22 protein-coding genes and 2 pseudogenes are annotated in these 25,250 nt (G+C 73.1%); 13 read left to right on the plus strand and 11 right to left on the minus strand.

The features are described from left to right. The first annotated feature begins 40 nt into the window (after positions 1–40). The 4 genes and pseudogenes from ACOBQU_RS10805 (at position 41) to ACOBQU_RS10820 (ending at position 4,052) form a co-directional block, all read left to right on the plus strand. Positions 41–1,089 (plus strand): annotated as a pseudogene (locus tag ACOBQU_RS10805) (adenosine deaminase). Positions 1,090–1,158: 69 nt separating this feature from the next. Further along, positions 1,159–1,884: a glycerophosphodiester phosphodiesterase gene (locus ACOBQU_RS10810; RefSeq protein ID WP_423626138.1), complete on the plus strand. Its 726-nt coding sequence runs from the start codon at positions 1,159–1,161 to the stop codon at positions 1,882–1,884. After that, a complete protein-coding gene (locus tag ACOBQU_RS10815) occupies positions 1,881–2,672 on the plus strand; it encodes an SAM-dependent methyltransferase (RefSeq protein WP_423626140.1) in 792 nt (263 codons plus the stop codon). Before ACOBQU_RS10810 ends, ACOBQU_RS10815 begins: the two co-directional genes overlap by 4 nt. A gap of 183 nt (positions 2,673–2,855) precedes the next feature. Then, on the plus strand, positions 2,856–4,052 hold the full coding sequence (locus ACOBQU_RS10820; protein WP_423626142.1) for a serine hydrolase domain-containing protein: 1,197 nt from the start codon (positions 2,856–2,858) through the stop codon (positions 4,050–4,052). Positions 4,053–4,060: 8 nt separating this feature from the next. On the opposite strand, the gene ACOBQU_RS10825 is transcribed toward ACOBQU_RS10820, so the two are convergent. Then, positions 4,061–4,711: a nitroreductase family protein gene (locus ACOBQU_RS10825; protein ID WP_423626144.1), complete on the minus strand. Its 651-nt coding sequence runs from the start codon at positions 4,709–4,711 to the stop codon at positions 4,061–4,063. Positions 4,712–4,846: 135 nt separating this feature from the next. On the opposite strand from ACOBQU_RS10825, the gene ACOBQU_RS10830 reads away from it, so the two are divergent. Next, the gene (locus ACOBQU_RS10830; protein ID WP_423626145.1) at positions 4,847–5,746 is read left to right on the plus strand and encodes an IclR family transcriptional regulator; all 900 of its coding nucleotides are present in this window, start codon (positions 4,847–4,849) and stop codon (positions 5,744–5,746) included. 128 nt (positions 5,747–5,874) lie between these two features. On the opposite strand, the gene ACOBQU_RS10835 is transcribed toward ACOBQU_RS10830, so the two are convergent. Continuing rightward, positions 5,875–6,621, minus strand: coding sequence for an SDR family NAD(P)-dependent oxidoreductase (locus ACOBQU_RS10835; RefSeq protein ID WP_423626147.1), 747 nt, complete (start codon positions 6,619–6,621; stop codon positions 5,875–5,877). 197 nt (positions 6,622–6,818) lie between these two features. On the opposite strand from ACOBQU_RS10835, the gene ACOBQU_RS10840 reads away from it, so the two are divergent. Next, entirely contained in the window at positions 6,819–7,430 is a 612-nt protein-coding gene (locus ACOBQU_RS10840; protein WP_423626149.1) for a TetR/AcrR family transcriptional regulator, read from the plus strand. A gap of 99 nt (positions 7,431–7,529) precedes the next feature. After that, the gene (locus ACOBQU_RS10845; RefSeq protein ID WP_423626151.1) at positions 7,530–8,138 is read left to right on the plus strand and encodes a GrpB family protein; all 609 of its coding nucleotides are present in this window, start codon (positions 7,530–7,532) and stop codon (positions 8,136–8,138) included. A gap of 3 nt (positions 8,139–8,141) precedes the next feature. Here the strand turns inward: ACOBQU_RS10845 and ACOBQU_RS10850 are convergent, their stop codons facing one another. Continuing rightward, positions 8,142–9,326, minus strand: a complete 1,185-nt coding sequence (locus tag ACOBQU_RS10850; RefSeq protein ID WP_423626153.1) for a polyamine ABC transporter substrate-binding protein — start codon at positions 9,324–9,326, stop codon at positions 8,142–8,144. 103 nt (positions 9,327–9,429) lie between these two features. Next, positions 9,430–10,866, minus strand: a complete 1,437-nt coding sequence (locus tag ACOBQU_RS10855) for a gamma-aminobutyraldehyde dehydrogenase (RefSeq protein WP_423626155.1) — start codon at positions 10,864–10,866, stop codon at positions 9,430–9,432. Between the two features lie 162 nt (positions 10,867–11,028). Between ACOBQU_RS10855 and ACOBQU_RS10860 the strand changes: the two genes are divergently transcribed. From ACOBQU_RS10860 to ACOBQU_RS10885, 6 genes and pseudogenes are all read left to right on the plus strand, one after another. Next, entirely contained in the window at positions 11,029–11,541 is a 513-nt protein-coding gene (locus ACOBQU_RS10860; RefSeq protein ID WP_423626157.1) for an Lrp/AsnC family transcriptional regulator, read from the plus strand. After that, on the plus strand, positions 11,526–12,905 hold the full coding sequence (locus ACOBQU_RS10865) for an aspartate aminotransferase family protein (RefSeq protein ID WP_423626158.1): 1,380 nt from the start codon (positions 11,526–11,528) through the stop codon (positions 12,903–12,905). The genes ACOBQU_RS10860 and ACOBQU_RS10865 overlap by 16 nt, the downstream gene beginning before the upstream one ends. Before the next feature lie 171 nt (positions 12,906–13,076). Next, positions 13,077–13,790, plus strand: a pseudogene (locus ACOBQU_RS10870) (ABC transporter ATP-binding protein); the annotation flags it as partial. 359 nt (positions 13,791–14,149) lie between these two features. Next, entirely contained in the window at positions 14,150–15,310 is a 1,161-nt protein-coding gene (locus ACOBQU_RS10875; protein ID WP_423626160.1) for a hypothetical protein, read from the plus strand. Positions 15,311–15,470: 160 nt separating this feature from the next. Beyond that, positions 15,471–15,875 (plus strand): VOC family protein, encoded by a 405-nt coding sequence (locus ACOBQU_RS10880; RefSeq protein WP_423626162.1) that lies wholly within the window; start codon positions 15,471–15,473, stop codon positions 15,873–15,875. A gap of 80 nt (positions 15,876–15,955) precedes the next feature. Continuing rightward, positions 15,956–17,110, plus strand: a complete 1,155-nt coding sequence (locus tag ACOBQU_RS10885; RefSeq protein WP_423626164.1) for an LOG family protein — start codon at positions 15,956–15,958, stop codon at positions 17,108–17,110. Positions 17,111–17,217: 107 nt separating this feature from the next. Here ACOBQU_RS10885 and ACOBQU_RS10890 read toward each other — a convergent pair whose 3' ends face one another. The 7 genes from ACOBQU_RS10890 to frr form a co-directional block, all read right to left on the minus strand. Continuing rightward, positions 17,218–18,036 carry a maleylpyruvate isomerase family mycothiol-dependent enzyme gene (locus ACOBQU_RS10890; RefSeq protein ID WP_423626166.1) on the minus strand — a complete coding sequence of 273 codons (819 nt, stop codon included), beginning with the start codon at positions 18,034–18,036 and terminating at the stop codon, positions 17,218–17,220. A gap of 9 nt (positions 18,037–18,045) precedes the next feature. After that, entirely contained in the window at positions 18,046–19,185 is a 1,140-nt protein-coding gene (locus ACOBQU_RS10895) for an ABC transporter ATP-binding protein (RefSeq protein ID WP_423626168.1), read from the minus strand. Then, positions 19,185–20,795: an ABC transporter permease gene (locus ACOBQU_RS10900; protein ID WP_423626170.1), complete on the minus strand. Its 1,611-nt coding sequence runs from the start codon at positions 20,793–20,795 to the stop codon at positions 19,185–19,187. The genes ACOBQU_RS10895 and ACOBQU_RS10900 overlap by 1 nt, the downstream gene beginning before the upstream one ends. A gap of 85 nt (positions 20,796–20,880) precedes the next feature. Continuing rightward, complete coding sequence (locus tag ACOBQU_RS10905) at positions 20,881–21,963, minus strand: thiamine ABC transporter substrate-binding protein (RefSeq protein ID WP_423626171.1); 1,083 nt, start codon at positions 21,961–21,963, stop codon at positions 20,881–20,883. A gap of 310 nt (positions 21,964–22,273) precedes the next feature. Beyond that, a complete protein-coding gene (gene rlmN / locus ACOBQU_RS10910) occupies positions 22,274–23,380 on the minus strand; it encodes a 23S rRNA (adenine(2503)-C(2))-methyltransferase RlmN (protein ID WP_423626172.1) in 1,107 nt (368 codons plus the stop codon). 138 nt (positions 23,381–23,518) lie between these two features. Beyond that, a complete protein-coding gene (locus ACOBQU_RS10915; RefSeq protein WP_423626174.1) occupies positions 23,519–24,631 on the minus strand; it encodes a phosphatidate cytidylyltransferase in 1,113 nt (370 codons plus the stop codon). 58 nt (positions 24,632–24,689) lie between these two features. Next, complete coding sequence (gene frr, locus ACOBQU_RS10920) at positions 24,690–25,247, minus strand: ribosome recycling factor (protein ID WP_423626176.1); 558 nt, start codon at positions 25,245–25,247, stop codon at positions 24,690–24,692. Positions 25,248–25,250: the final 3 nt, after the last annotated feature.

The following is a 25,250-nucleotide window of genomic DNA, read 5'->3' on the forward strand; positions in this document are numbered from 1 at the left end:
CACCCGATCAGCCGATCAAACCTTGTTCCGGGGAGGAACCGTGACCGACTCGCGCACCACAGCCCAAGCGGCAAGCTTCATCGCAGGTCTGCCCAAGGCGGAGCTGCACGTCCACCACGTCGGCTCGGCCTCCCCCGGATCGTCTCCGCCCTGGCGGCCCGGCACCCGGACTCCAAGGTGCCCACCGACCCCGAGGCCCTCGCCGACTACTTCACGTTCACGGACTTCGCGCACTTCATCCAGGTCTATCTGTCGGTCGTCGACCTCATCCGCACCCCGGACGACGTCCAGCTGCTCACCTTCGAGGTCGCCCGCGAGCTGGCCCGCCAGAACGTGCGCTACGCCGAGCTGACCATCACCCCGTACTCCTCCACCCGCCGCGGCATCGACGAGCGCGCCTTCATGGCCGCCATCGAGGACGCCCGCAAGACGGCGGAGGCGGAGCTGGACGTCGTCCTGCGCTGGTGCTTCGACATCCCCGGCGAGGCGGGCCTGGCCTCCGCCGAGGAGACCGTACGACTGGCCACGACCGACGGGCTGCGCCCGGAGGGCCTGGTGTCGTTCGGCCTCGGCGGCCCCGAGATCGGCGTACCGCGCCCCCAGTTCAAGCCGTACTTCGACCAGGCGATCGCCGCGGGCCTGCACTCGGTGCCGCACGCGGGCGAGACCACGGGCCCGGAGACGGTCTGGGACGCGCTCACCCACCTGCGCGCCGAGCGGATCGGGCACGGCACCAGCTCCGCGAAGGACCCGAAGCTCCTCGCGCACCTGGCCGAGCACCGCATCCCGCTGGAGGTCTGCCCGACGTCGAACGTCGCGACCCGCGCCGTCGCCGCGCTCGACGAGCACCCGCTGAGGCAGTTCGTGGACGCCGGGGTGATCGTCACGATCAACTCGGACGACCCGCCGATGTTCGGCACCGACCTGAACACCGAGTACGCGGTCGCCGCCCGCCTCCTCGACCTCGACGAGCGCGGCATCGCGGCCCTCGCGAAGAACGCCGTCGCGGCGTCCTTCCTCGACGACGCGGGCAAGGCGCGCATCGCCGCCGAGATCGACGCGTACACGGAGTCCTGGCTGTCCGCCTGACCCACCGGACCCGACGGACCCGACGGACCGACGGCGGGCCACGGCCACGGCGGCGGCCACAATGGGCGCATGCGCACCGTGACCGCCGTGGCCCACCGAGGCGACCCCTACCGCGTCCGCGAGAACACCCTGCCGTCCCTCCGCTCCGCCTACGCGCGGGGCGCGGACGCGGTGGAGATCGACGTCCGGCTGACCGCCGACGGCGTCCCCGTGCTGCTGCACGACACCACCCTCGACCGCCTGTGGGGGCACCAGCGGCCGCTCGCCGCGCTGTCGGCCGCCGAGCTGCACGGCCTGACCGGCGGCGGGGTGCCCACCCTGGACGAGGCGCTGAAGGAGACCGAGGGCCGCCGGGTCCTGATCGACCTGCCGGACGCGACCCCGCGCACCGCCCGCGCCGTCGTCGGCACCGTCGTCGACCACGGCGCCGCCGACCGCGTCGCCTACTGCGCGGGCCCCGCCGCGATGCTCGCGCTGCGCGCCGCCGACCCCGCCGCGGAGATCGCCCTCACCTGGACGACGCTCGCCCCGCCGCGCCCCGCCCTGCTCGACGCGATCGCCCCGCGCTGGCTCAACTACCGCTTCGGCCTGGTCAGTCGGGAGCTGGTCGACCACTGGCACGCCCGTGGGCTGCTGATCTCGGCGTGGACTGCCGACACCCGGCGCACCATCGTTAAGCTCATGTCTCACGGGGTGGACTCGATCACCTCCAACCGCGTGGACACCCTCGCCGCCGTACTGACCGGGCGGCCCGGCGGGCGGGCCCAGAAGACGGGGAAGGAACCGCACGAGTGACGGCAGACAGCACCGGCAGGATCCGTACGGACATCGCGCACAACGCCCGCGTATGGAACTACTGGCTGGGCGGCAAGGACAACTACCAGGTGGACCGGGCCGTCGGCGACCGCGTCACGGAGATGTTCCCCGGCATCGGCGAAGTGGCGCGCGCGGACCGGGCGTTCCTCGGCCGCGCGGTCGCCCACCTCGTCGGGGACCTGGGCATCCGCCAGCTCCTGGACATCGGCACCGGACTGCCCACGGGCGACAACACCCACGAGGTGGCGCAGCGCCTCGCGCCCGACGCCCGCGTCGTCTACGTCGACAACGACCCGATCGTCCTGGCCCACGCCGCCGCCCTGCTCACCAGCGCGCCCCAGGGCGTGACGACGTACATCGACGAGGACGCCCGCAACGCCGCCGCGATCATAGAGGCCGCCGGGCGCACCCTGGACTTCACGCGCCCCGTGGCGGTGATGCTGCTCGGCATCCTGAACTTCATCCCGGACACGGAGCAGACGCACGACGTCGTCCGCACCCTCATGGACGCGGTGCCGTCGGGGAGTTACCTGGTGATGACGCACCCGACGCTGGACGCCGACGTCGGCGGCGCGGACAACCAGCCCGCGATGGACTTCTGGAACGCGAACGCGACGCCGCCGATCACCGGCCGCACCCGCGCCGAGTTCCTGTCCTACTTCGAGGGCCTGGAGCTGCTCGAACCGGGCGTGGAGTCGTGTTCGCGCTGGCGCCATCCGCAGGCGGAGCCGGTGCCGCAGTTCGGCGCGGTGGGGCGCAAGCCGTAGCCCCTCAGGGGAGGGCCTTCGGCCGCGGCACCCTTAGGGGGAGACCCTTCGACTGCCCTGACCTCACCGGCGGTTGACCCTCGGGGGCGGTCAGGGAGCGTCCCCTCCCTGACGACGATCCCCCCCACGGCGGGCGCCACCAAGGATGGAGCCATCACTCCCGCGAACACCTTGGAGCAGCCCATGCGCACCCGTACCGCCGCCTGCGCCGCACTCGCCGCCGCCGTGGTCCTCGGCCTCACCGCGACCGGGCCCGCCACCGCCGCCGACCGGGCACCGGCGGCCGTCGCCGACTCCCCCGGCCCCGATACCAAGGCGCTGCGGGCGGCGATCGCCGGGCTCCCGAACGCCGACGCGACCGCCGCGCTCGTCCGCGTCAGCGGCAACGAGGGCTCCTGGCGCGGGAGTTCGGGCGTCAGGGACATCAGGACCGGGCGCCCGGCCGACCCGAACGGCCGCTTCCGGGCGGGTTCCGTCACCAAGGTCGTGACGGCGGCCGTCGTCCTCCAGCTCGCCGCCGAGGGCGAGGTCGACCTGGACGCGCCCGTGCAGGACTATCTGCCGCAGGTGTTCGCGCCGAACGCGAAGGCCTTCGACAAGCCCATCTCCGTACGCCAGCTCCTCAACCACACCAGCGGGCTGAAGCCCGGCCGCGCGCTCGGCACGACCTTCGACGAGCTGTACGCGCACCGCTTCGACACGCTGACGCCGCAGGAGGTGGCCGCCACGTCCATCGCCAAGGGGCCCGCGCACGCCCCCGGTGCCGTCCAGGAGTACCTGGGCATCAACTACACCCTGCTCGGCCTGCTGATCGAGAAGGTCACGGGGCAGTCGTACGAGCACGAGGCCACCCGGCGCGTGCTGCGGCCCGCGGGCATGTGGCGCTCCTCCTTCCCCGGCACCGACCCGCGCGTCCACGGCCCGCACAACCGCGGCTACCAGGCCGTGCCCGCCCCCGGCGGCGGCACCCGGCTCGTCGACGTCACCGAGTGGAACCAGCGCGACCGCATGGCTGGCGGCGACCTGATCTCGACGACGGCCGACCTGGAGCGCCTGACGGTGGCCCTGTTCAAGGGCCGGATCGTGCCGCGCCCGCAGCTTGAGGAGATGTTCACCGTGCCGTCCGGCATCAAGGGCGCCACGATGAGCGCGGGGCTTCAGCGGTTCACGTACACGACGCCCGCCGGGGAGCGGAAGGAGCTGTGGCTGAAGACCGGCAGCCGCCACGGCTACAACTCGATCATCGCCGCCGACCGGAACCTGGACACCGTCCTCGTGTACTCGGTCAACTCCACCGACGCCAAGGGCGAGGAGATGAACGCCGTCGTCCAGCGCATCGTGACGGCGGCCCTCAAGGGCGGCACCCCCACCCGCCCCTGACCGGCCCGTCACCACGCGTCCCAGTGCAGCACCTCCGCGCGCGGCACCCGCCGGGCCGGGCGGAAGTCCGTGCCGAGGGTGTGCGCCACGGGGATCAGGGCCGCCTGCATCACCTCCCCGTAGGGGATGCCCAGGACGCGGGCGGCCGCCCGCTCGTTGGCCACGTTGCCGGTCGTCCAGACCGTGCCGAGGCCCCGGGCGCGCGCCGCGAGCATGAAGCTCCAGACGGCGGGCAGGATCGAGCCCCACGTGCCCGCCTGGTGCACCACCGGCGCGCCGTCGGTGCGCCCCTCGACGCACGGCACGACCAGGGCGGGGACCTCGTGCAGATGCCGGTGGAGGTGGGCGGCGCCGGAGAAGACCCGGTCCATGACGCCGGGCGCGACGTTCATCCGGCGTACGTCGCTCGCGCGCAGCGCCGGTGAGGCGCCGGGGTCCGCCACGCCCGCCCGCCAGGCGTCGGCGAGCGCGGCGCGCCGGTCCGGGTCGGTGACGACGACGAAGTGCCAGCGCTGCCGGTTGCGCCCGGTGGGCGCCTGCACCGCCAGGTCCACGCACTCCTCGAGGAGTTCACGGGCGACGGGGCGGGTGAGGTCCAGGCGGTGGCGCACCGCGCGGGTGGTGGACAGGAGCTGGTCGGAAGAGAGTCCGAGAGTCATGCGTTGACCCTCACGCGCGGCGGCGCGGGGCGGCAACGGGCCGCTTCCACTGGGTGGAATCCCCGAGGGGCGCGGGCTCACCGGGCGGCGCCCGCGCCCGCGTACGACGACGGCACGGCGGAAGGCGGGGACGGCATGGGGCAGAGCGTGGCGGGGCGGGTCCTGTCGGTCCTCGACGCGTTCGCGGACGCGCCCGGCACGCTGCGGCTCACCGATGTCGCGCGGCGCACGGGCCTGCCGCTGCCGACGGCGCTCAGGATGGTGCGGGAGCTGGTCGCGTGGGGCGGCCTGGAGCGGGCGTCCGACGGCTCGTACCGGCTCGGCACGCGCATGCGGGTGCTCGGCGAGGCGGCCCTGTGCCCGCGGGGGCTGCTCGCCGCGGCCCTGCCGTCGCTGCGGGCGCTGGCCGCGCGCACGGGCGGCCACGCGGACGTCGCGGTGGAGTCCGGGGGCGTCGCGCTGTTCCTGGTGAGCGGCGAGAAGCTGCCGCTGGGGGCGACGGCAGCGGGGAAGGTGCTGCTGGCTGCGGGCGCGAAGGGCGCGTTCGGCACGGTCCCTACGGTCCCCGGCACGATCCCGCCCGCTCCCGGTACGGCACCGCCCGCTCCCGGCACGGCATCCGGCGCCGCGGCCACCCTCGGCATGGCACCGCCCGCCGCGGCCACCCCCGGCACGGCATCAACCGCCGCAGCCGCCCCCGGCGCCCCAGCCACCCCATCCGCCCTGTCCGCCCTGTCCGCCCCAGCCACCCTCCTCCCCCGCTACACCCCCCGCACCGTGACCTCGCCCGCGCGCCTGGCCGCCCAGCTGGCCCGCGTCCGCGAGGACGGCATCGCGGCGGCCCACGAGGAGTACCGCCTGGGCGAACTGGCGTACGCGGCGCCGGTCGTCGACGCCACCGGCACCCCGTTCGCCGCCGTGTCCGTGACGGCCCGCACGGGCACGCCGCACGCGCGGCTCACCGCGGCCGTGCGGACGGCCGCGGCGGCGACGTCGGCGGCGTACGCGGCGGCGCTGGCGGCCGAGGCCAGGTGATCGCGCTCCGCGGGGGCGCGGGGCGGTGACGGCGCGCGGATCCGCCGCGGGGCGCGCCCAGCCGCGCCGCGGCCGCGGCGGCCCCGCCCCAGCAGCCCCCGAGAGCCCCTGGGCGGCCCGGCGGAGCGTCAGGCGTTGGTCCCGCCGTCCACCGTGAACTCCGCCCCCGTGACGGCCTTGCCGCCGGGCCCCACCAGGTGCGCCACCATGGCCGCGATGTCGTCGGGGGCGGCGTAGCGGCCGAGGGCGGACAGGCCGCGCTGGAAGTCCGCCGACTCGCCGTCGGCCGGGTTCATGTCCGTGTCCGTCGAGCCCGGGTTGACCAGGTTGACGGTGATGCCGCGCGGGCCCAGCTCCCGGGCGAGGCCCTTGGTGAAGCCGCTCAGGGCGGACTTGCTCATGCTGTACAGGACGATGCCCGGGAACGGCACGCGGTCCGCGAGGTTGGAGCCGATGCTCACGATGCGCCCGCCCTCGGGCAGGTGCGCGAGCGCGGCCTGCGCGCCCACGAAGGCGGCGCGCGCGTGGATGGCGAGCGCCCGGTCCAGCTCGTCGAGGGCGACCTCCTCGAACGGGCCGTGCGGGAAGATCCCCGCGTTGTTGACGAGGATGTCCAGGCGGCCCAGCTCGCGCGCGGCCCGCCCCACGGCCTCCCTGACCGCGTCGGCGTCGGCCGAGTCGGCCTGGATGGCCACGGCCCGCCGCCCGAGGGCCGTCACCTCGGCGGCCACGGCCTCCGCCTTCGCCTTCCCCGCCGCGCTCACATAGGTGAACGCCACATCCGCGCCGTCGCGCGCGAGCCGCTTCACGATCGCCGCCCCGATGCCCCGGCTGCCGCCCGTGACCAGCGCCGCCTTGCCCTGAAGGTCCGTCATCCCAACCCCAATGATCCGTCGGTGGTGTGCCGCCTCTATTTCTGTGCCGATCGGCACAGAATCGGCACGGAAACTTTCACACGGGCGCACCCCCACGTCAAGGCTTATATTTGTCGGTCACTACAGAAATTCGGTACGGACACGCGTCGCCAGCGAGTCGCTGCCGGGCCGAGAGACGAGACGAGGGAGGCGCGGCCATGGCCGGACGCGGACGCCCGCGCGGCTTCGACCGGACCGAGGCCCTGCGGCGGGCCATGGAGGTCTTCTGGCAGCAGGGGTACGAGGCGACGTCGATGACGGACCTCACCTCGGCCATGGGCATCGCCTCGCCCAGCCTGTACGCCGCGTTCGGCTCCAAGGAGCAGCTGTTCCGCGAGGCGGTGGCGCTGTACGCCACCACCGAGGGGTCGTACATGGCGGGCGCCTCCGACGAGGACACCACCGCGCGCGGTGCCGTCGAGGCGCTGCTGCGCGAGAAGGCCCGCGCCTACACCGAGCCCGGCAAGCCCCCCGGCTGCATGATCGTCCTGGCGGCGACCAACTGCTCGGCGCCCAACACCCCCGTGCAGCGGCACCTCGCCGAGCTGCGCGAGTCCGGCAGGGAGCTGCTGGTGCGCCGCCTGGAGCAGGGCGTCCGCGACGGCGACCTGCCCGAGGGCGCGGACGCCGCCGCCGTGGCCGACTTCTACTCGGCGGTACTCCACGGCATGTCGTTCCAGGCCCGCGACGGGGCCTCGCGCGCGGCCCTGGAGCAGGTGGCGGAGCGGGCGCTCGCCGCGTGGGACGTGGTGGTGGCCGCCCGCCCGTGACAGGGCGGACGCGGGCGACGGGCCTTTGGTCTACTGGGGTCGCCGCGCCCCCGAGGCCGTGCGGGGCGCGCCGCCCACCCGCGACGACAGGAGCCGACCGTGCCCGAGCAGGACACTCCCCGCGCCCCCATGACCGCCGAGGAGATCGAGGCGGCCACCGTCGGCGCCGCCCCGAAGCTCAACGGCCGGATCACGCTGCGGGAGTACGACCCGCGCTGGCCCGAGGCGTTCGCGCGCCAGGCCGCGCGGATGCGGGCGGCGCTCGGGGGCCTGGCCCACGGCGTCGAGCACGTCGGCTCGACGTCCGTGCCGGGCCTGCCCGCGAAGCCGATCATCGACATGCTCCTGACGGTCCCCGACTCCGGCGCCGAACCCGACTACCTCCCCGCCCTCGAAGGCCTCGGCTTCACCCTCGCCATCCGCGAGCCGGAGTGGTACGAGCACCGCGTCCTGCGCAAGCGCCTCACCGCCGCCGACGACGGCGCCGACTCCGTCAACCTGCACGTCCTGTCGGCGGGCTGCCCCGAAGCCGACCGCATGCTCCTGTTCCGCGACCACCTGCGCGCCCACGAGGACGACCGCGCGCTGTACGCCGCCACCAAGCGGGCACTGTCCGAGCGGACCTGGGAGTACGTCCAGAACTACGCCGACGCCAAGTCCGACGTCGTGGCGGCGATCCTTCAGCGGGCGGCGGGCGGCGGCCGCTGAGCCCTACAGGCCCACCAGCGCGTTCCACCGCCGGGCGAACTCCGGCCGCTCCTCGGGCGTGATGTCGCGCGCGATGGCGAGCCGCCCGCGCATCGCGTCGTCGGGGAAGACCAGCGGGTCCTCGGCGAGCGCGGCGAGTTCCCTGTCCTTGGCGGAGGCGAGGACGTCGCGGGCGGCGGGCACGGGGCAGACGTAGTTGACCCAGGCGGCGAGGCGCGCGGCGACCTCGGGCTCGTAGTAGTAGTCGATCAGGCGCTCGGCGTTGCGCTTGTGGCGGGCGAGGTTGGGGATCATCAGGGACTCGGCCCACAGCTCCGCGCCCTCCTCGGGGACGACGAACTCGATGTCCGGGTCGTCGGCCTTGAGCTGGATGACGTCGCCGCTGTAGGCCTGGCAGGCCAGGACGTCGCCGCTGGCGAGGTCCTTGATGTAGTCGTTGCCGGTGAAGCGGCGGATGTGGTGGCCGCGTACGTGCTTCTCCACCCGGTCGCACATCCGGTGGAAGTCGTCGGCGGTCCACTTACCGATGTCGACGCCGTCACCCTGCATCAGCAGCGCGAACGCCTCGTCGAGGCCGGACAGGAGCGTGACGCGGCCCTTCAGGTCGTCGGCCCACAGGTCGGACACGTGCCGGATCTCGCGGCCGAGCCTGCGCCTGTTGTACGCGATGCCGGTGATGCCGGACTGCCAGGGCACCGACGATCTGCGGCCCTCGTCGAAGTGCGGGGAGCGCAGCAGCGGGTCGAGGTGTCTGGCGACGTTCGGCTGGCGGGCGCGGTCCATCTCCTGGACCCAGCCGAGGCGGACGAAGCGCGCGCACATCCAGTCGCTGATGACGACGAGGTCCCGGCCGGTCTCCTGGTGGTTCATCAGGGAGGGGCTGATCTTGCCGAAGAACTCGTCGTTGTCGTTGATCTCCTCGGTGTAGCGGACGTCGATGCCGGTCCGCTTCTCGAAGGCGTCGAGGGTGGGCCGCCTGGTGCGGTCCTGGTCGTCGGTGTCGATGTACAGGGGCCAGTTGGCGAACGTCAGCTTCCGCTCGCGGCCGGAGCGGTCCTCGGCGGCGCGGTCGGAGGGCTCGATGTACGCGGCGGGCACCCCGCAGCCGGTCACGGCACCGAGGGCGCCGAGCGCCCCCGCCGCGCCGATGCCCTTGAGGAACGTACGACGACGTGCGGCAACTGTCATGCGCCCAGCCTCACTTCACCCACGAGGGGCGGGCAATGGACAAGGTGTCCACCGCCCGCCCCTCGGACGACTCAGAACGTCAGCCCCGCGCGGGGCTGAGGCGTCAGCCGATCGACGTCATCACGTGCTTGACGCGCGTGTAGTCGTCGAAGCCGTACGCCGAGAGGTCCTTGCCGTAGCCGGACTTCTTGAAGCCGCCGTGCGGCATCTCGGCGACCAGCGGGATGTGCGTGTTGATCCAGACGCAGCCGAAGTCCAGGGCCTTGGACATGCGCATGGCGCGGGCGTGGTCCTTGGTCCACACCGAGGAGGCGAGGGCGTACTCCACGCCGTTGGCGTAACTGACGGCCTGGGCCTCGTCGGTGAAGGACTGGACGGTGATGACCGGGCCGAAGACCTCCTTCTGGATGATCTCGTCGTCCTGCTTCAGGCCCGAGACCACGGTCGGGGCGTAGAAGTAGCCCTTCTCGCCGACGCGGTGGCCGCCCGCCTCGACCTTGGCGTGCGCGGGCAGGCGGTTGATGAAGCCCTCGACCTGGGCGAGCTGGTGGGGGTTGTTGAGCGGGCCGTACAGCACGTCCTCGTCGTCCGGCTGGCCGGTCTTGATGTCGGCGGCGGCCTTGGCGAGGGCGGTGACGAACTCGTCGTGGATGGACTCGTGGACGAGGACGCGGGTCGCGGCCGTACAGTCCTGGCCCGCGTTGAAGTACCCCGCCTCGGAGATGCCCGCGACGGCACCGGCGATGTCGGTGTCCTCGAAGACCACGACGGGCGCCTTGCCGCCCAGCTCCAGGTGCACCCGCTTGAGGTCCTTGGCCGCGGACTCGGCGACCTGCATGCCCGCGCGCACGGAGCCGGTGATGGAGGCCATCGCCGGGGTGGGGTGCTCGACCATCATGCGGCCCGTGTCGCGGTCGCCGGTGATGACGTTGAAGACGCCCTTCGGCACGATCGAGCCGATGATCTCGGCGATCAGGACCGTGGACGCGGGGGTGGTGTCGGACGGCTTCAGGACGACCGTGTTGCCCGCGGCGAGGGCCGGGGCGAACTTCCACACGGCCATCATCATCGGGTAGTTCCACGGCGCGACCTGCGCGCAGACACCGACCGGCTCGCGGCGGACGATGGAGGTCAGGCCCTCCATGTACTCACCGGCGGCGCGGCCCTCCAGCATGCGCGCGGCGCCCGCGAAGAACCGGATCTGGTCGACCATGGGCGGGATCTCTTCGGTGCGGGTCAGGCCGATCGGCTTGCCCGTGTTCTCCACCTCGGCGGCGATGAGTTCCTCGGCCCGCTCCTCGAACGCGTCGGCGATCTTCAGCAGGGCCTTCTGCCGCTCGGCGGGCACGAGGTCGCGCCAGGCCGGGAAGGCGTCGGCGGCGGCCTTCATGGCGGCGTCGACGTCGGCCTGCCCGGACAGCGGCGCTGTCGCGTACGCCTCACCGGTCGCCGGATTGATCACCTCGGTGGTCCGTCCGTCGGCCGCGTCCCGGAACTCCCCGTTGATGTAGTTGCGCAGACGGCGCAGCTCGGTGCTCACTTCCGGCCCTCCAGTCAGTGTCCAGTGGATGAGACACCCACCCTAGTCCGTACACCGACGCTTTCAACATACCCAGCCATCCACGACTGCGAAATCCGTGCTTCCACCACCCCTTGAGCAACGAATTTCATTGGTCAGCCCTTGCGAAACTGTCAAGACGTCGTGCACAGTGAAGACGTGGCCAGTCGAAGCGCAGACCCCAGCAGCCCCCGCGGACCCAGCGGCTCGCCGACGATCGACGCCGTCTCCCTGGCGATCATCGAGCAGCTCCAGGAGGACGGCCGCCGTCCGTACGCCGCGATCGGCAAGGCCGTCGGCCTCTCCGAGGCGGCCGTGCGCCAGCGCGTCCAGAAGCTCCTGGACCAGGGCGTGATGCAGATCGTCGCCGTCACGGACCCGCTCACCGTGGGCTTCCGGCGCCAGGCGATGGTCGGGATCAACGTGGAGGGCGACGTGGACCCGGTCGCCGACGCGGTCGCCGCGATGCCGGAGGCGGAGTACGTGGTCATGACCGCGGGCTCGCACGACCTGCTCGTGGAGATCGTCTGCGAGGACGACGACCACCTGCTCGATGTCATCAACAAGCGGATCCGCGCGCTCCCCGGCGTGCGCTCCACCGAGAGCTTCGTCTACCTCAAGCTGAAGAAGCAGACCTATATGTGGGGAACCCGATAGCCGTGAGCAAGGACCTCAGCAAGACCGCGTACGACCACCTGTGGATGCACTTCACGCGCATGTCGTCGTACGAGAACGCGCCCGTGCCCACCATCGTGCGCGGTGAGGGCACCTACATCTACGACGACCAGGGCAGGAAGTACCTCGACGGTCTCGCGGGCCTCTTCGTGGTCCAGGCCGGGCACGGCCGCCGCGAGCTGGCCGAGGTCGCCGCCAAGCAGGCCGCCGACCTGGCCTTCTTCCCCATCTGGTCGTACGCCCACCCGAGCGCCGTCGAGCTGGCGGAACGACTCGCCCACCACGCGCCCGGCGACCTGAACAAGGTCTTCTTCACCACCGGCGGCGGCGAGGCCGTCGAGACCGCCTGGAAGCTGGCGAAGCAGTACCACAAGCTCACCGGCAACCCCACGAAGTACAAGGTCATCTCCCGCGCGGTCGCCTACCACGGCACCCCGCAGGGCGCCCTGTCCATCACCGGCCTCCCGGCCCTCAAGGCCCCCTTCGAGCCGCTGGTCCCCGGCGCCCACAAGGTGCCGAACACCAACATCTACCGCGCCCCGATCCACGGCGACGACCCGGAGGCCTTCGGCCGCTGGGCCGCCGACCAGATCGAGCAGCAGATCCTCTTCGAGGGCCCGGAGACCGTCGCCGCGGTCTTCCTGGAGCCGGTGCAGAACGCGGGCGGCTGCTTCCCGCCCCCGCCGGGCTACTTCCAGCGGGTGCGCGAGATCTGCGACCAGTACGGCGTGCTGCTCGTCTCCGACGAGGTCATCTGCGCCTTCGGCCGCCTCGGCACGATGTTCGCCTGCGACAAGTTCGGCTACGTCCCCGACATCATCACCTGCGCCAAGGGCATGACCTCGGGCTACTCCCCCATCGGCGCCGCCATCGTCTCCGACCGCATCGCCGAGCCGTTCTACAAGGGCGACAACACCTTCCTGCACGGCTACACCTTCGGCGGCCACCCGGTCTCCGCCGCCGTCGGTCTCGCCAACCTCGACATCTTCGAGCGCGAGGGCCTCAACCAGCACGTCCTCGACAACGAGTCCGCCTTCCTGACGACCCTCCAGAAGCTGCACGACCTGCCGATCGTCGGCGACGTCCGCGGCAACGGCTTCTTCTACGGCATCGAGCTGGTGAAGGACAAGGCCACCAAGGAGTCCTTCACGGACGAGGAGTCGGAGCGCGTGCTCTACGGCTTCGTCTCCAAGAAGCTCTTCGAGTACGGCCTGTACTGCCGCGCCGACGACCGCGGTGACCCCGTCATCCAGCTCTCCCCGCCGCTGATCTCCGACCAGTCCACGTTCGACGAGATCGAGTCCATCGTCCGCCAGGTCCTGACGGAGGCCTGGACCAAGATCTGAGCCGGACCCCGGCGCGGCCCGGGTACGTCCATCCGAGTGAGATGGCCGTACCCGGGCCGCGTCCTTGTCCGGGGGCCCGCGCCGAATACCTACCGTGCCCAGTGACCGATCGGCCCGGCCTTCGTTCCCCCGTACGGGGGAAACAATCTGATCTGAACCGAGGTGTACGCCATGGTGGCCCCGCCGGACAACGACGTGCTGTGGGCACGTGCCCTGCACGTCACGCTCAACGGCACTCCCGCACTCACCGGCGTCTCGCTCGGTGTCCGCGAGGGCGAGATCCTCGCCGTCGGCGGCCCGCGCGGCAGCGGCAAGACGACCCTGCTGCGGTGCCTGTCCGGCCAGTTGGCGCCCGGTCAGGGCGAGGTGTGGTTCAACTCCACCCCCGTGCACACCATGGGCCCCCTCGTCCGCGAGCGGCTGCGGCGCGACCGGTTCGCCTGGATCGACCCCGAGCCCCACCTCGTGCCGGAGCTGACCGCCTGGGAGAACGCGGCGCTCGCCCTGCTCCTGCGCGGAGCCTCCCACCGCACCGCCAAGCGGGCCGCCCTGGAGTGGCTGGAGCGGCTCGACATCGGCGACTGCGCGCGGCGCCGCCCGCACGCGCTCACCAAGCCCGAGCGCCAGCGCGTCGCCGTCGCCCGCGCGCTCGCCGCGACGCCGTCCGTGCTGTTCGCGGACGAGCCCACCGCGCCCCTGCACCGCGCCGACCGCGCCCACGTCCTGCGCACCCTGACCACCGCCGCCCGCTCCCACGGCATCACGGTCGTCCTCGCCACCCACGACCCGGACGTCGCCGCCCTCGCCGACCGCACGGTGTCCCTGCTGGACGGGCGGCGGGTGAGCACGGTGCGGCTGCCGGAGGGGGCGCCGGTTCCGGAGGGGGCACCGGTTCCGGAGGGAGCGCGTACGGGTGGGGCCGCCGACGGGGGTGGGGCTGCCGGTGCGGGTGGCGGTGCCGGGGAGACCTCCGGAGCGAACGGCGCTGCTGGCGCGGGCGGGGCCGCCGCCTCCGCTGGCAGGGCCCCCGCCACGGACAGCACGACGCGGGCGGAGGGCGCCACCCGTACGGAAGGCGCCACCCAGGCAGACGGCGCCCCACGGGCAGACGGCGTCCCCCGAGCAGAGGGCGCACCCCGAGCAGAGGGCGCCCCCCGGGCCGAGGGCGCCACCCCGGCAGACGGCGACGCCGCCAGCGTGGGTGCCGACCACGCGAACGGCTCCGGTGCGGAAGGTCGGGCCGCGTGCTCGCTCTCCGTCTAGCCCGCGGCGCCCACCCGCTCGTCCTGCTGCGCCGCCTGCTGGTGGCCGCGGCCTCGGCCGGGACCGGGTTCCTGTTCCTGTGCGCGCTCGGCTACGCGCTGGGCCACCCCGCGTCCACCGGCGCGGCGGTCCGCCTCGCCTGGTGCGCGCTGCCGCTCGCCGCGACCGTCTACTTCGCGGTCGCCGTGGCCCGTACCGACCCCGGCACCCGGCCGCGCCCCGGCCTCGCCGCGATCGGCCTCGGCCCCGGCAGGCTCATGGCCGTCTCCGCCACAACCACCGCCGTGGCGTGCACGCTCGGCTCCATGGTGGCGCTGCTGTTCTTCCTGCACCTGCGCGGCGACCTCACCGGCCTGCCGTTCGACGGCGCCGCCGCCGAACTCCTCGCCGCCGACCGGCCGCTGCCGCTCGCCGCCGCGCTCACGCTGCTCGCCCTCGTCCCACTGGTGGCGTCCGTGGCGACCGCGCTGGCCCTGCGCCCGCGCCCGGCCAGGCCCGGCAGGGCCCACGACGACGAGGCACCGGCCCCGTCGCCCGCGCCGGGCGGCCTCCCCTGGGGCATCGCGCTGCTCGCGGCCGGACTCGCCGTGGAGATGTACGCGGGCCGGGCCGACGCCGCCTCCGGCCCCCGCATGCCGGGCGGCGTCGCGGGCGGCCCCGGGGGCGTCCTCGTCGGCTGGGCGCTGACCGCCGTGGGCCTCGCGGTCACCGGCCCCGGGCTCACCTACGTGTGCGGGCGCGTCCTGCAAGCCGTACGCCCCGGGGCGATGCGCCTGCTCGCCGGGCGGGTCCTGATGCAGGAGGCCCGGCGGATCGGCCAGCCGCTCGGGGTGGTGTGCGCGGTGGCGTCGGGCGCGTACGCGGCGAGCACCCTGTACGCCACGGACACCGGCGCGCACGTCGGCCCGCTCACCACGCTCGGCGCCCTCGTCGTCGCGGGCTGCGCCGTCCTCACCCTGGCGACCGCCACCGCCGAGGCCCACCGCACCCGCACCACCACGGCGGCGGCGCTGCGCCGCCTGGGCGCCCCCCTGACCCTGCTGCGCGGCGCGGCCACCCTGCGGGCCGCGGCGCTCCTGGCCCTGTTCACCCCCCTGACCTGGACGGTCGCCCACCTGGCGGCGACTCCCCTGGCCACCTGAGCCGGGAAAGGGGCGGGCCTGGGGCGCCCCCGCGAGGGCCCCGCCCACCCCGCCGGAAGTTTTTCCGCCGCCCAGCGATGAGTTCCGAACCCGCCGTCCGTCTACCCCTGCGTAAGCACACGGCACACACCGCACAGCACCCACCACGCAGGAGCCCACCATGAGCCAGCAGATGATCTTCGTGAACCTGCCCGTCAGCGACGTCGCCGCCTCCAAGGCGTTCTTCTCCGCCCTCGGCTACACCATCAACCCCCAGTTCTCCACGGACGACGCCGCCTGCGTGGCGATCAGCGACACGATCGTCGCGATGATGCTGAGCAGGAAGCACTACGAGGAGTTCACGACGAAGCAGATCGCCGACGCGACGAAGACCAGCGAGGTCCTGCTGTGTCTGAGCGCGGAGAGCCGCGAGAAGGTCGACGAGCTGGTCGACAAGGCGCTCGCGGCGGGCGCCACGGCGGGCCGCACCCAGGACTACGGCTTCATGTACGGCCGGGCGTTCGACGACCTGGACGGCCACACCTGGGAAATCATGTGGATGGACCCGACCCAGGCCGAGGGCTGACCCAGGCCGAGGGCTGACCGGCCCGCCCCGACCGCCCCGCTCGGACCACCCCGCTCCCGCCCGATGCCTAGCATGGGCGGATGCGCCCCTCCGAAGCGACCGCAGCGCACGAAGCGTCCGAGGCATCGGCCCGCCGCCACCACGCCGACCGCGAGATCGAGACGCTCGCCGAGTTCGACGAGGTCGTCGCCCGCGACGGCTCACTCGCCGGACACCGCGTCCAGGCGGTCGACCTGACGGCCCGTACGGACGTCCTGCGCACCGTGGACACCACGGACGCCGTGTTCCTCGGCTGCCCCATGGCGGAGGAGGCCGCCGCCCGCGTGCGGGCCACCGGCGCGCTGGTCTTCCCGCCCGTGCCGGGCCTCCCGTTCGACCCCTACCGCGCGCTGCTCTACGCCCCCGAGGACCTGTACGCGGGCCTGTCCGACGGTGGGTACGAGGCGACGCCGGACGCCCGCGCGTACGCCTGGTTCCAGCGCACCAAGGCCGACGGCGACGTCTTCGCCTCGATGCTGCGCGCCGTGCACGACGACGCCGTGTCGGACGCCCTCGACGAACTCCTCCTCGGGCAGCGGGTGGTGGGCGTCATGGGCGGCCACGCCCTCAGCCGGGGCTCGGCGGAGTACGCGAGCGCGGCCCGGCTCGGCCGCGCCCTCACCCGGGCCGGTCTCACGGTCGCGACCGGCGGCGGCCCCGGCGCGATGGAGGCCGCGAACCTCGGGGCGTACGCGGCCGTGTACGACGACGACATGCTGGACGGCGCGCTCGGACTCCTCGCCCAAGCGCCGTCGTTCGCGCCGTCGGTGACGGACTGGGCGCGGGCCGCCTTCGCGGTGCGGGAGCGGTGGCCGTCCGGAGGGACCTCGGTGGGCATCCCCACGTGGTTCTACGGCCATGAGCCGCCGAACGCGTTCGCCTCGCACCTCGCGAAGTACTTCGCCAACGCCACCCGCGAGGACGGCCTCCTGGCCCGCTCGAACGCGGGAGTCGTCTTCCTGCCGGGCGCGGCGGGCACCGTCCAGGAGATCTTCGACAACGCGACCCCCAACTACTACGAGTCGCGCGGCAAGCCCACCCCCATGGTCCTGGTGGACCACGACCACTGGACGGTCCGCTACCCGGCCTGGCCCCTGCTTCAGTCCCTCGCGGCGGGCCGGGCGATGTCCACGCGCATCGCCCTGGTCCCCACCCCGGAAGCCGCCGCGACCGCCCTGCTGGACCTCGCCGACTAGCCCCTGGCGGCCGCCCCCCGCAGCCCTGGGCCGTGCCCACCCAAGCCGCCGAGCGCGCCCGGCGCCCGCCCCACCGCCGGGCCCCCGGGCCAGCGTCCGTACCCCCGTCACCCGAACGAGGCCCGCTCCAGCCAGAACTCCAGCAGCCCCCGGTCCCCGTCCACCTCGACCCGCCCCTCGGCCAGCCCCCGCCGCCGGTAGAAGGCGAGCAGCACCTCCGTCATGGGCCCCCGCAGCACCACGTCCCCCGCCGCGTCCCCCGCCAGGTCCCCTGCCGCGTCCCCCGCCCGCCGCCAGGCGACCCCGTCGGGCCCGAGCGTCACGGCCCAGTCGGCCCCCAGCCCGGGGTCCGTGTCGGTGGCGCGCAGCCGCAGCACGCGCCCGTCCCCGACCAGCCCCCGCGCCTGCTCGGCCCGCAGCACGTGCTGGACGTAGTGCACGATCTCCAGCCACTCGTCGAGCGCGTCGGCGCCGACCTCCGGGGCGAGCGCGTACGGCGCCCCCACGGCGATGGCCGCGTCCGCCCGGTGGATGGCCACCTCGTGCGTCATCCGCCGCGCCCAGAACCCGGCGGTGGCCTGCCCCGCCCACGACCACACGGGCGTATCGGCACCGGCCGCCCCGGCCGTCTCGGCGAACATCGCGGCGGTGTCGGCGAGCCACGCGTCGAGCGCGGCCGGGTCGTCGCCCTCGGGACCGGTGAAGCCGGGCACGTCGGCGTCGGGGATGTGCGCCGTGGCCCGCGTCCGCACGTGCAGTTCCACGGTGCGCACCGCCCCGCCCACGTGCCGCACCAGCTGGTCCAGGGTCCAGTCGGGGCAGGTCGGCACGGTCACCGACAGGTCCGCCCCGCGCAGGACCGCCCGCAGGCCCTCCAACTGGCCGGGGACTTCGGCGCAGTAGCGCTCGTACGGCAGAGTCGACATGCCCCGAGGTTAGGGCGTGCCGGGCCGCCGGAGAACGACGATGTCCTCCGCCGTGAAGCGCACGCCGACGCTCTGCCCCTCCGCGGGCGCCTCGCGCAGTCCGCACGCCGCCTCCAGCAGCGGTCCGCCACCCACGGGCTCCAGGCGCACGGCGACGTGCGTGCCCCGGAACGTGCGCCCCGTCACCACGCACGCGAGCCCCTCGCCCGCCCCCGCCACGCGCACCCCGGCGGGCCGCACCAGGATCCGGCACCGCCCGTCGGCCGTCCCGTCCGGCACGGGGAGCGGGCCCCAGGGCGTGTCCGCGCGCCCGCCGGTGACGGTCGCGTCGACGACGTTCTCGAAGCCGAGGAAGCGCGCCACGAACTCGTCGGCGGGCTCGCGCCACACCTCAAGGGGCGTGCCCGACTGGGCGATCTTCCCGTCCCGCATCACCACGACCCGGTCGGCGAGCGCGAAGGCCTCGCCCTGGTCGTGCGTCACCGCGAGCACGGTGGTGCCCAACTCCTGGAAGAGTTCCCGCAGTTCGGCCACCAGGCGCTCGCGGAGGGAGCGGTCGAGCTGGCCCAGCGGCTCGTCGAGCATCAGCAGCCTCGGCCGGGGGGCGAGCGCCCGGGCGAGCGCCACGCGCTGCTGTTCGCCGCCCGACAGGGAGGCCACCGCCCGCTTCTGGGCGCCCGGGAGCCCGACGAGGTCGAGGAGTTCCGCGACGCGCGGGGCCTGCTCGGCGCGGGGGACGCCGTGCATGCGCAGGCCGAAGCCGATGTTGCCCGCGACGTCCCGCTGCGGGAACAGCTGGTGGTCCTGGAACATCAGGCCCACGCCCCGCTTGTGCGGGGGCACGCCGCGCTGGTCGCGCCCGCCGAGCAGCACCCGGCCGCCGTCGAGGGGCTGGAGCCCGGCGACGGCGCGCAGCAGCGTGGACTTGCCGCTGCCGCTCGGCCCGAGCACGCAGACGATCTCGTGCTCGGCGACGTCGAGGCCGACGCCGTCCAGGGCCGGGCGCGCGGACCGCGCGCCGAAGCGCACCGTGGCGCCCTCGATCCGCAGCAGCGCCTCAGGGGACGCGGCGGACCGGGCGCCCGCGACCGCCTCTTCGGGGGCGGCGGTCCTGGCCCCGGCGTGCGCGCCGGGCTCGGCGGCGGTCATCAGAACTCTCCCGTCGTACGGTCCGTGCGCAGCCGCTCAAGCAGGACGAGGGCCACCGCGCACACCACCATCAGAATCGTCGACAGGGCCATCGCCTGCCCGTAGTTGAGGTCGCCGGGCCGTCCCAGCAGTCGCGCGACGGCCACCGGCAGCGTCGGGTTGTCGGGCCGCGCGATGAACACAGTGGCGCCGAACTCGCCGAGCGACACCGCGAACGCGAACCCGGCCGCGATCAGCAGCGCCCGCCGCACCATCGGCAGGTCCACCTCCCGCCACACCCGCAGCGGCGAGGCCCCGAGCACGGCCGCCGCCTCCCGCAGCCGCCCGTCCACCGCGCGCAGCACCGGCAGCATGGTGCGCACCACGAACGGCACGCCGACCAGGGCCTGGGCGAGCGGCACGATGATCCACGAGGCCCGCAGGTCGAGCGGCGGCTCGTCCAGGGTGATCAGGAAGCCGAAGCCGACCGTCACCGCCGACACCCCGAGCGGCAGCATCAGGAGCGCGTCGAAGCCGCGTACGAGCCGTCCCGCGCGCCGGGTGAGCGCGGCGGCGGCGAGCCCGCCGACGACGACCGCGATGACCGTGGCCACGGCCGCGTACCGCAGCGAGTTGCCGACGGCGTCGATGGGCGGCACCAGGAACGCCCCGCTCTCCGCCGAGCCCAGCTCCCGGAAGTAGTCGAGGCCGTAGCCGCCGGGGGCGTCCAGGGAGCGCTCGATCAGCACCCCGAGCGGCAGCAGCACCAGCACGACGATCGTGGCGAGGACGAAGGCGAGCAGCCCCCACTGCCCGGCGCCGCTCGGCCGCCGCGCGGTCCGCGAGGCGTCGACGAGCCGCAGCGCGGTCTCCCGCCGCCGCACCGTCCACGCGTGCACGGCGAGCACCGCCCCGACCGCCGCGAACTGCACGAGCGTGAGCACGGCGGCGGTCGGCAGGTCCAGGAGCTGCGCGGTCTGCCGGTAGATCTCCACTTCGAGCGTGGCGAACGTCGGCCCGCCGAGGATCTGCACCACGCCGAAGGAGGTGAAGGTGAACAGGAACACCATGAGGGCCGCGGCGGCGACGGCCGGGCCGAGCGCGGGCAGCGTCACCGTGCGCCAGGCGGTCAGCCGGGAGGCGCCGAGCATCCGCGCGGCCTCCTCCTGGCGCGGGTCGAGCTGGGACCACAGGCCGCCCACGGTCCGTACGACGACGGCGTAGTTGAAGAAGACGTGCGCCAGCAGGATCGCCCACACCGTGGTGTCCAGGCGCACGCCCCACACCTCGTCGAGCAGTCCGCCGCGGCCGAGGAGCGCGAGGAAGGCCGTGCCGACGACGACGGTCGGCAACACGAACGGCACGGTGACGACGGCCCGCAGCAGCTGCTTGCCGGGGAAGCGGAAGCGCGCGAAGACGTACGCGCCGGGCAGCGCGAGCGCCAGCGTGAGCGCGGTCGAGGCGAGCGCCTGCCAGGTGGTGAACCACAGCACGTGCCGGACGCCCGCGTCGCCGAGCACGTCGGCGATCCGCCCGAACTGCCACTGGCCGCCCGCCTTCAGGCCGCGCGCGACGATCGCCGCCACCGGGTAGGCGAAGAAGGTCCCGAAGAACGCGACGGGCACGGCCATCAGGCCGAGCCGCGCCGCGCTGCCCCGGGAGAGCCCCGGCGGGCGGGCGCCCCGCCCGCCGGGGACTTCGCGTCAGCCGCTTCCGCTACTTCAGTACGAGCGAGGTCCACGTCTTGACCCACGCGTCACGGTTGTCGGCGATCTTCTTCGGGTCCATCGTCTCGGGCTTGTCGACCTCGACGCCGTACTCGCGGAACACCTTCGGCACCTGCGCGGCCTCCCGCACCGGGTTCACGAACATCTGCAGCGGCATGTCGTCCTGGAACCGCTTGCTGGAGAGGAAGTCCAGCAGTGCCTTGCCGCCCTTGGGGTTGTCCGCGTTGCTGAGCAGGCCCGCGTACTCGATCTGCCGGAAGCAGGTGCCGGTCGCGACGCCGGTCGGGGCCTCCTTGGGCTTCTTCTTGGCGTAGATGACCTCGACGGGCGGCGAGGAGGCGTACGAGACGACGAGCGGCCTGTCGCCCTTGGCCTTCTTTCCGCCCGCCGAACCGGAGAACTCCTGGTCGTAGGCCTGCGTCCAGCCGTCGACGACCTTGACGCCGTTGGCCTTGAGCTTCTTCCAGTAGTCCTGCCAGCCGTCGTCGCCGTACTTGGCGGCCGTGCCGAGCAGGAAGCCGAGGCCGGGCGACGAGGTCGACGCGTTCTCGGTGACCAGGAGGTTCTTGTACTGCGGCTTGATCAGGTCGTCGAGGGTCTTCGGCGGCGCCAGCTTCTTGTCGGCGAAGTACTGCTTGTCGTAGTTGACGCAGATGTCGCCGGTGTCGACGGGCGTCACGCGCTTCTCGCCCTTGGGCAGCCGGTACTCCGGCAGCACGAGGGACGCGTCGCTGGCCACGTGCGGCTGGAACAGCCCGTTGTCCAGGGCGCGCGAGAGGAGCGTGTTGTCGACGCCGAAGAACACGTCGCCCTGCGGGTTGTCCTTGGAGAGGATCGCCTTGTTGACGGCGGCCCCGGCGTCCCCGTCCTTGAGGACGCGGACCTTGTACCCGGAGCGCTTCTCGAAGGCCCTGAGGACGTCCTTGGAGACGTTGAACGACTCGTGCGTGACGAGCGTGACGCTCTTGGAGTCCTTGCCGGACCCGCTGTCGCCGGAGCCGCAGGCGCTGACGGCGACGAGCCCGGCGACGACCGCGGCCGCGGTGGCCGAGGCCCGCTTGGTGATGCTCACTGGTTGATTCCTCCTGGAGTGGACCAGGAAGAGACGCGGCCCCGCCCGGGACCGTGGATCCGGTGCCGGGCAGGGCGCAACAGCTTGAGTGAAGACCGAACTTCCTACCCGGAATGACCCGGGCGAGGTTCAGAGGGTCTGCGGCCACCCGTGTCGGATGCCGCACTCTCAGCGCTGTGGCGCTCCCCTGTCGGAATATGCAGATGTCGGAACGTGCGGGTATGGGAACGTGCGGGTACGTGCGGACATCGGACGGTGCGGACGCCCGTACGCAGGCGGGTGTACGCAGATGTCCGTACGCCCGCCCAGACTACCTCTCGGCCGCCGCGAGCTGCCCGCACGCCCCGTCGATCTCCTGGCCACGGGTGTCACGGATCGTGACCGGCACGCCGTGGGCGGCGATGGCCTCCACGAACGCCTTCTCGTCCTCGGGGCGGGAGGCGGTCCACTTGGAGCCGGGCGTGGGGTTCAGCGGGATCAGGTTGACGTGCACCGGCTTGCCCTTGAGCAGGCGGCCGAGGCGGTCGCCGCGCCAGGCGTGGTCGTTGATGTCGCGGATCAGCGCGTACTCGATGGACAGGCGCCGCCCGGACTTGGCCGCGTACTCCCATCCGGCGTCGAGGACCTCGCGGACCTTCCAGCGCGTGTTGACCGGCACCAGGGTGTCGCGCAGCTCGTCGTCCGGGGCGTGCAGCGAGATCGCCAGGCGGCACTTGAAGCCCTCGTCGGCGAACCGATGGATGGCGGGCACCAGCCCGACCGTCGAGACCGTGATGCCGCGCTGCGAAAGGCTGAGGCCGTCGGGCTCGGGATCGGTGAGGCGGCGGATGGCGCCGACCACCCTGTTGTAGTTCGCCAGGGGCTCGCCCATGCCCATGAAGACGATATTGCTCAGCCGGGCCGGACCGCCCGGGATCTCGCCGTCCCTGAGGGCGCGCATGCCGTCCACGATCTGGTGCACGATCTCGGCCGTGGACAGGTTCCGGTCCAGGCCCGCCTGGCCGGTGGCGCAGAACGGGCAGTTCATGCCGCAGCCCGCCTGGGAGCTGATGCACATGGTCACCCGGTCCGGATACCGCATCAGGACGGACTCGACGAGCGTGCCGTCGAACAGGCGCCACAGGGTCTTGCGGGTGGTGTCGTCGTCACAGCTGATGTGCCGCACGACCGACATCAGCTCCGGCAGCAGCGCCTCCTGGAGCTTGCCGCGCGCACCGGCCGGGATGTCCGTCCACTGCTCGGGGTCGTGCGCGTACCGCGCGAAGTAGTGCTGCGAGAGCTGCTTGGCGCGGAACGGCTTCTCGCCGACGGCGGCGACGGCCTCCTTGCGCTCGGCGGGCGAGAGGTCGGCGAGATGCCGCGGCGGCTTCTTGGCTCCGCGGGGGGCGACGAAAGTGAGTTCTCCGGGCTTGGGCATGGTGACTCCATTGTCCCAGAGATACGACGAGAGGCCCGCCGCCTGTGGACAACGGGCCCCTCACCAACGAAACCGCAGGTCAGCGGGTGCGCTCGCCTCGTACCAGTGGCTGCGCTCACCTCGTACCAGTGGCTGCGCTCACCCCGACCCGACGAACACCACGAGCAGCAGCCACACCACGGGCGCCGTGGGCAGCAGCGAGTCCAGGCGGTCCATGATGCCGCCGTGGCCCGGGAGCAGCGTGCCCATGTCCTTGATGCCGAGGTCGCGCTTGATCATGGACTCGCCGAGGTCGCCGAGCGTCGCGCTCGCCGCCACCGCGAGGCCGAGCAGCAGCCCCTGCCACCACTGGCCGTCGTCGATCATGAAGTGCATGCACAGCGCGCCCGCCCCCATGGCGAACGCCACCGCCCCGAGCAGGCCCTCGCGGGTCTTGCCGGGGCTGATGCGCGGCGCCAGCTTGTGCTTGCCGAAGCGCCAGCCGACCGCGTACGCGCCGGTGTCGCTGACCACGGTCAGGACGAGGAAGGTGAGCACCCGCTGCGGGCCGTCGTCGGCGGTGAGCATCAGCGCCACGAAGGTGGCGAGGAACGGCACGTAGAAGGCGGCGAAGACGCCCGCCGTGACGTCCTTGAGATAGCCCTCGGGCGGCTCCGTCATCCGCCAGACGAGTACCGCGAGCGCGGTGAGCGCCATCGCGACCCAGGCGCCCTCGGCCCCGCGCACGTACCCCGCGACGACCATCGCCGCGCCGCCCACCGCGAGCGGCACCAGCGGCGCCTTGATGGCCTTGCGCTCCTGGAGGCGGGAGGTCAGCTCCCACAGGCCGACCACGACGGCGACCGCTATGACGCCGACGAACACCGCCTTCTTGATGAACAGGGAGGCGACGATCACCGCCCCGAGCCCCACGCCCACGCCTATGGCCGCCCCCAGGTCGCGGCCCGCGCTCTTCTTCTGCGGGGCGGAGGGCTGTGGTGCGCCGGACATGGGCTCCTGCGGCTGGTGCGGGGGCTGTGCGGGCTCCTCACGGAACAGGGGGCCGCTCGGCTGAGCAGCCCCCCGGTCGTCGTCCTGGTGTCCGCCGCTCGCGGCTACGTCGGGAACGATGGGCATGGGCTGAGTCTCTGATGGATTCAGGGCATGCGCATCGCGTACGGGACCCACCGGGGCAGCACCCTGGACCGGTCCCGGGTCGGATGCCCCCCAGTACCCGGCTCTGGACGGCGCCCCCCAGGAAGTGTCGTTCACGGAATCGGATTCCTCAGGCCTAGTTCAGACGTCGCTCGACTCGGCAGACCGCGACGGGTCAGACTTCGAGCAGCTCGGCTTCCTTGTGCTTGAGCAGCTCGTCGACCTGGGCGACGTACTTCGAGGTGAGGTCGTCGAGGTCCTTCTCGGCGCGGCGGCCCTCGTCCTCGCCGATGTCGCCGTCCTTGACCGCCTTGTCGAGGGCGTCCTTGGCCTTGCGGCGCACCGAGCGGATCGACACCTTCGAGTCCTCGGCCTTGCCCTTGGCGACCTTGATGTACTCGCGGCGGCGCTCCTCGGTCAGCTCGGGGAACGTCACCCGGATGATGTTCCCGTCGTTGCTCGGGTTGACGCCGAGGTCGGAGTCGCGGATCGCCTGCTCGATGTTGCGCAGGGCCGTCTTGTCGAACGGGGTCACCACCGCCATCCGCGGCTCCGGCACCGAGAACGAGGCGAGCTGGTTGATCGGCGTCAGCGCGCCGTAGTAGTCGGCCACGATCTTGTTGAACATCGCCGGGTGCGCACGGCCGGTGCGGATCGCGGCGAAGTCCTCCTTGGCGACCACGACGGCCTTCTCCATCTTCTCCTCGGCTTCGAGGAGGGTCTCTTCGATCACCAC

It is taken from the genome of Streptomyces sp. G45, from assembly GCF_049542095.1.
Classification (GTDB): domain Bacteria; phylum Actinomycetota; class Actinomycetes; order Streptomycetales; family Streptomycetaceae; genus Streptomyces.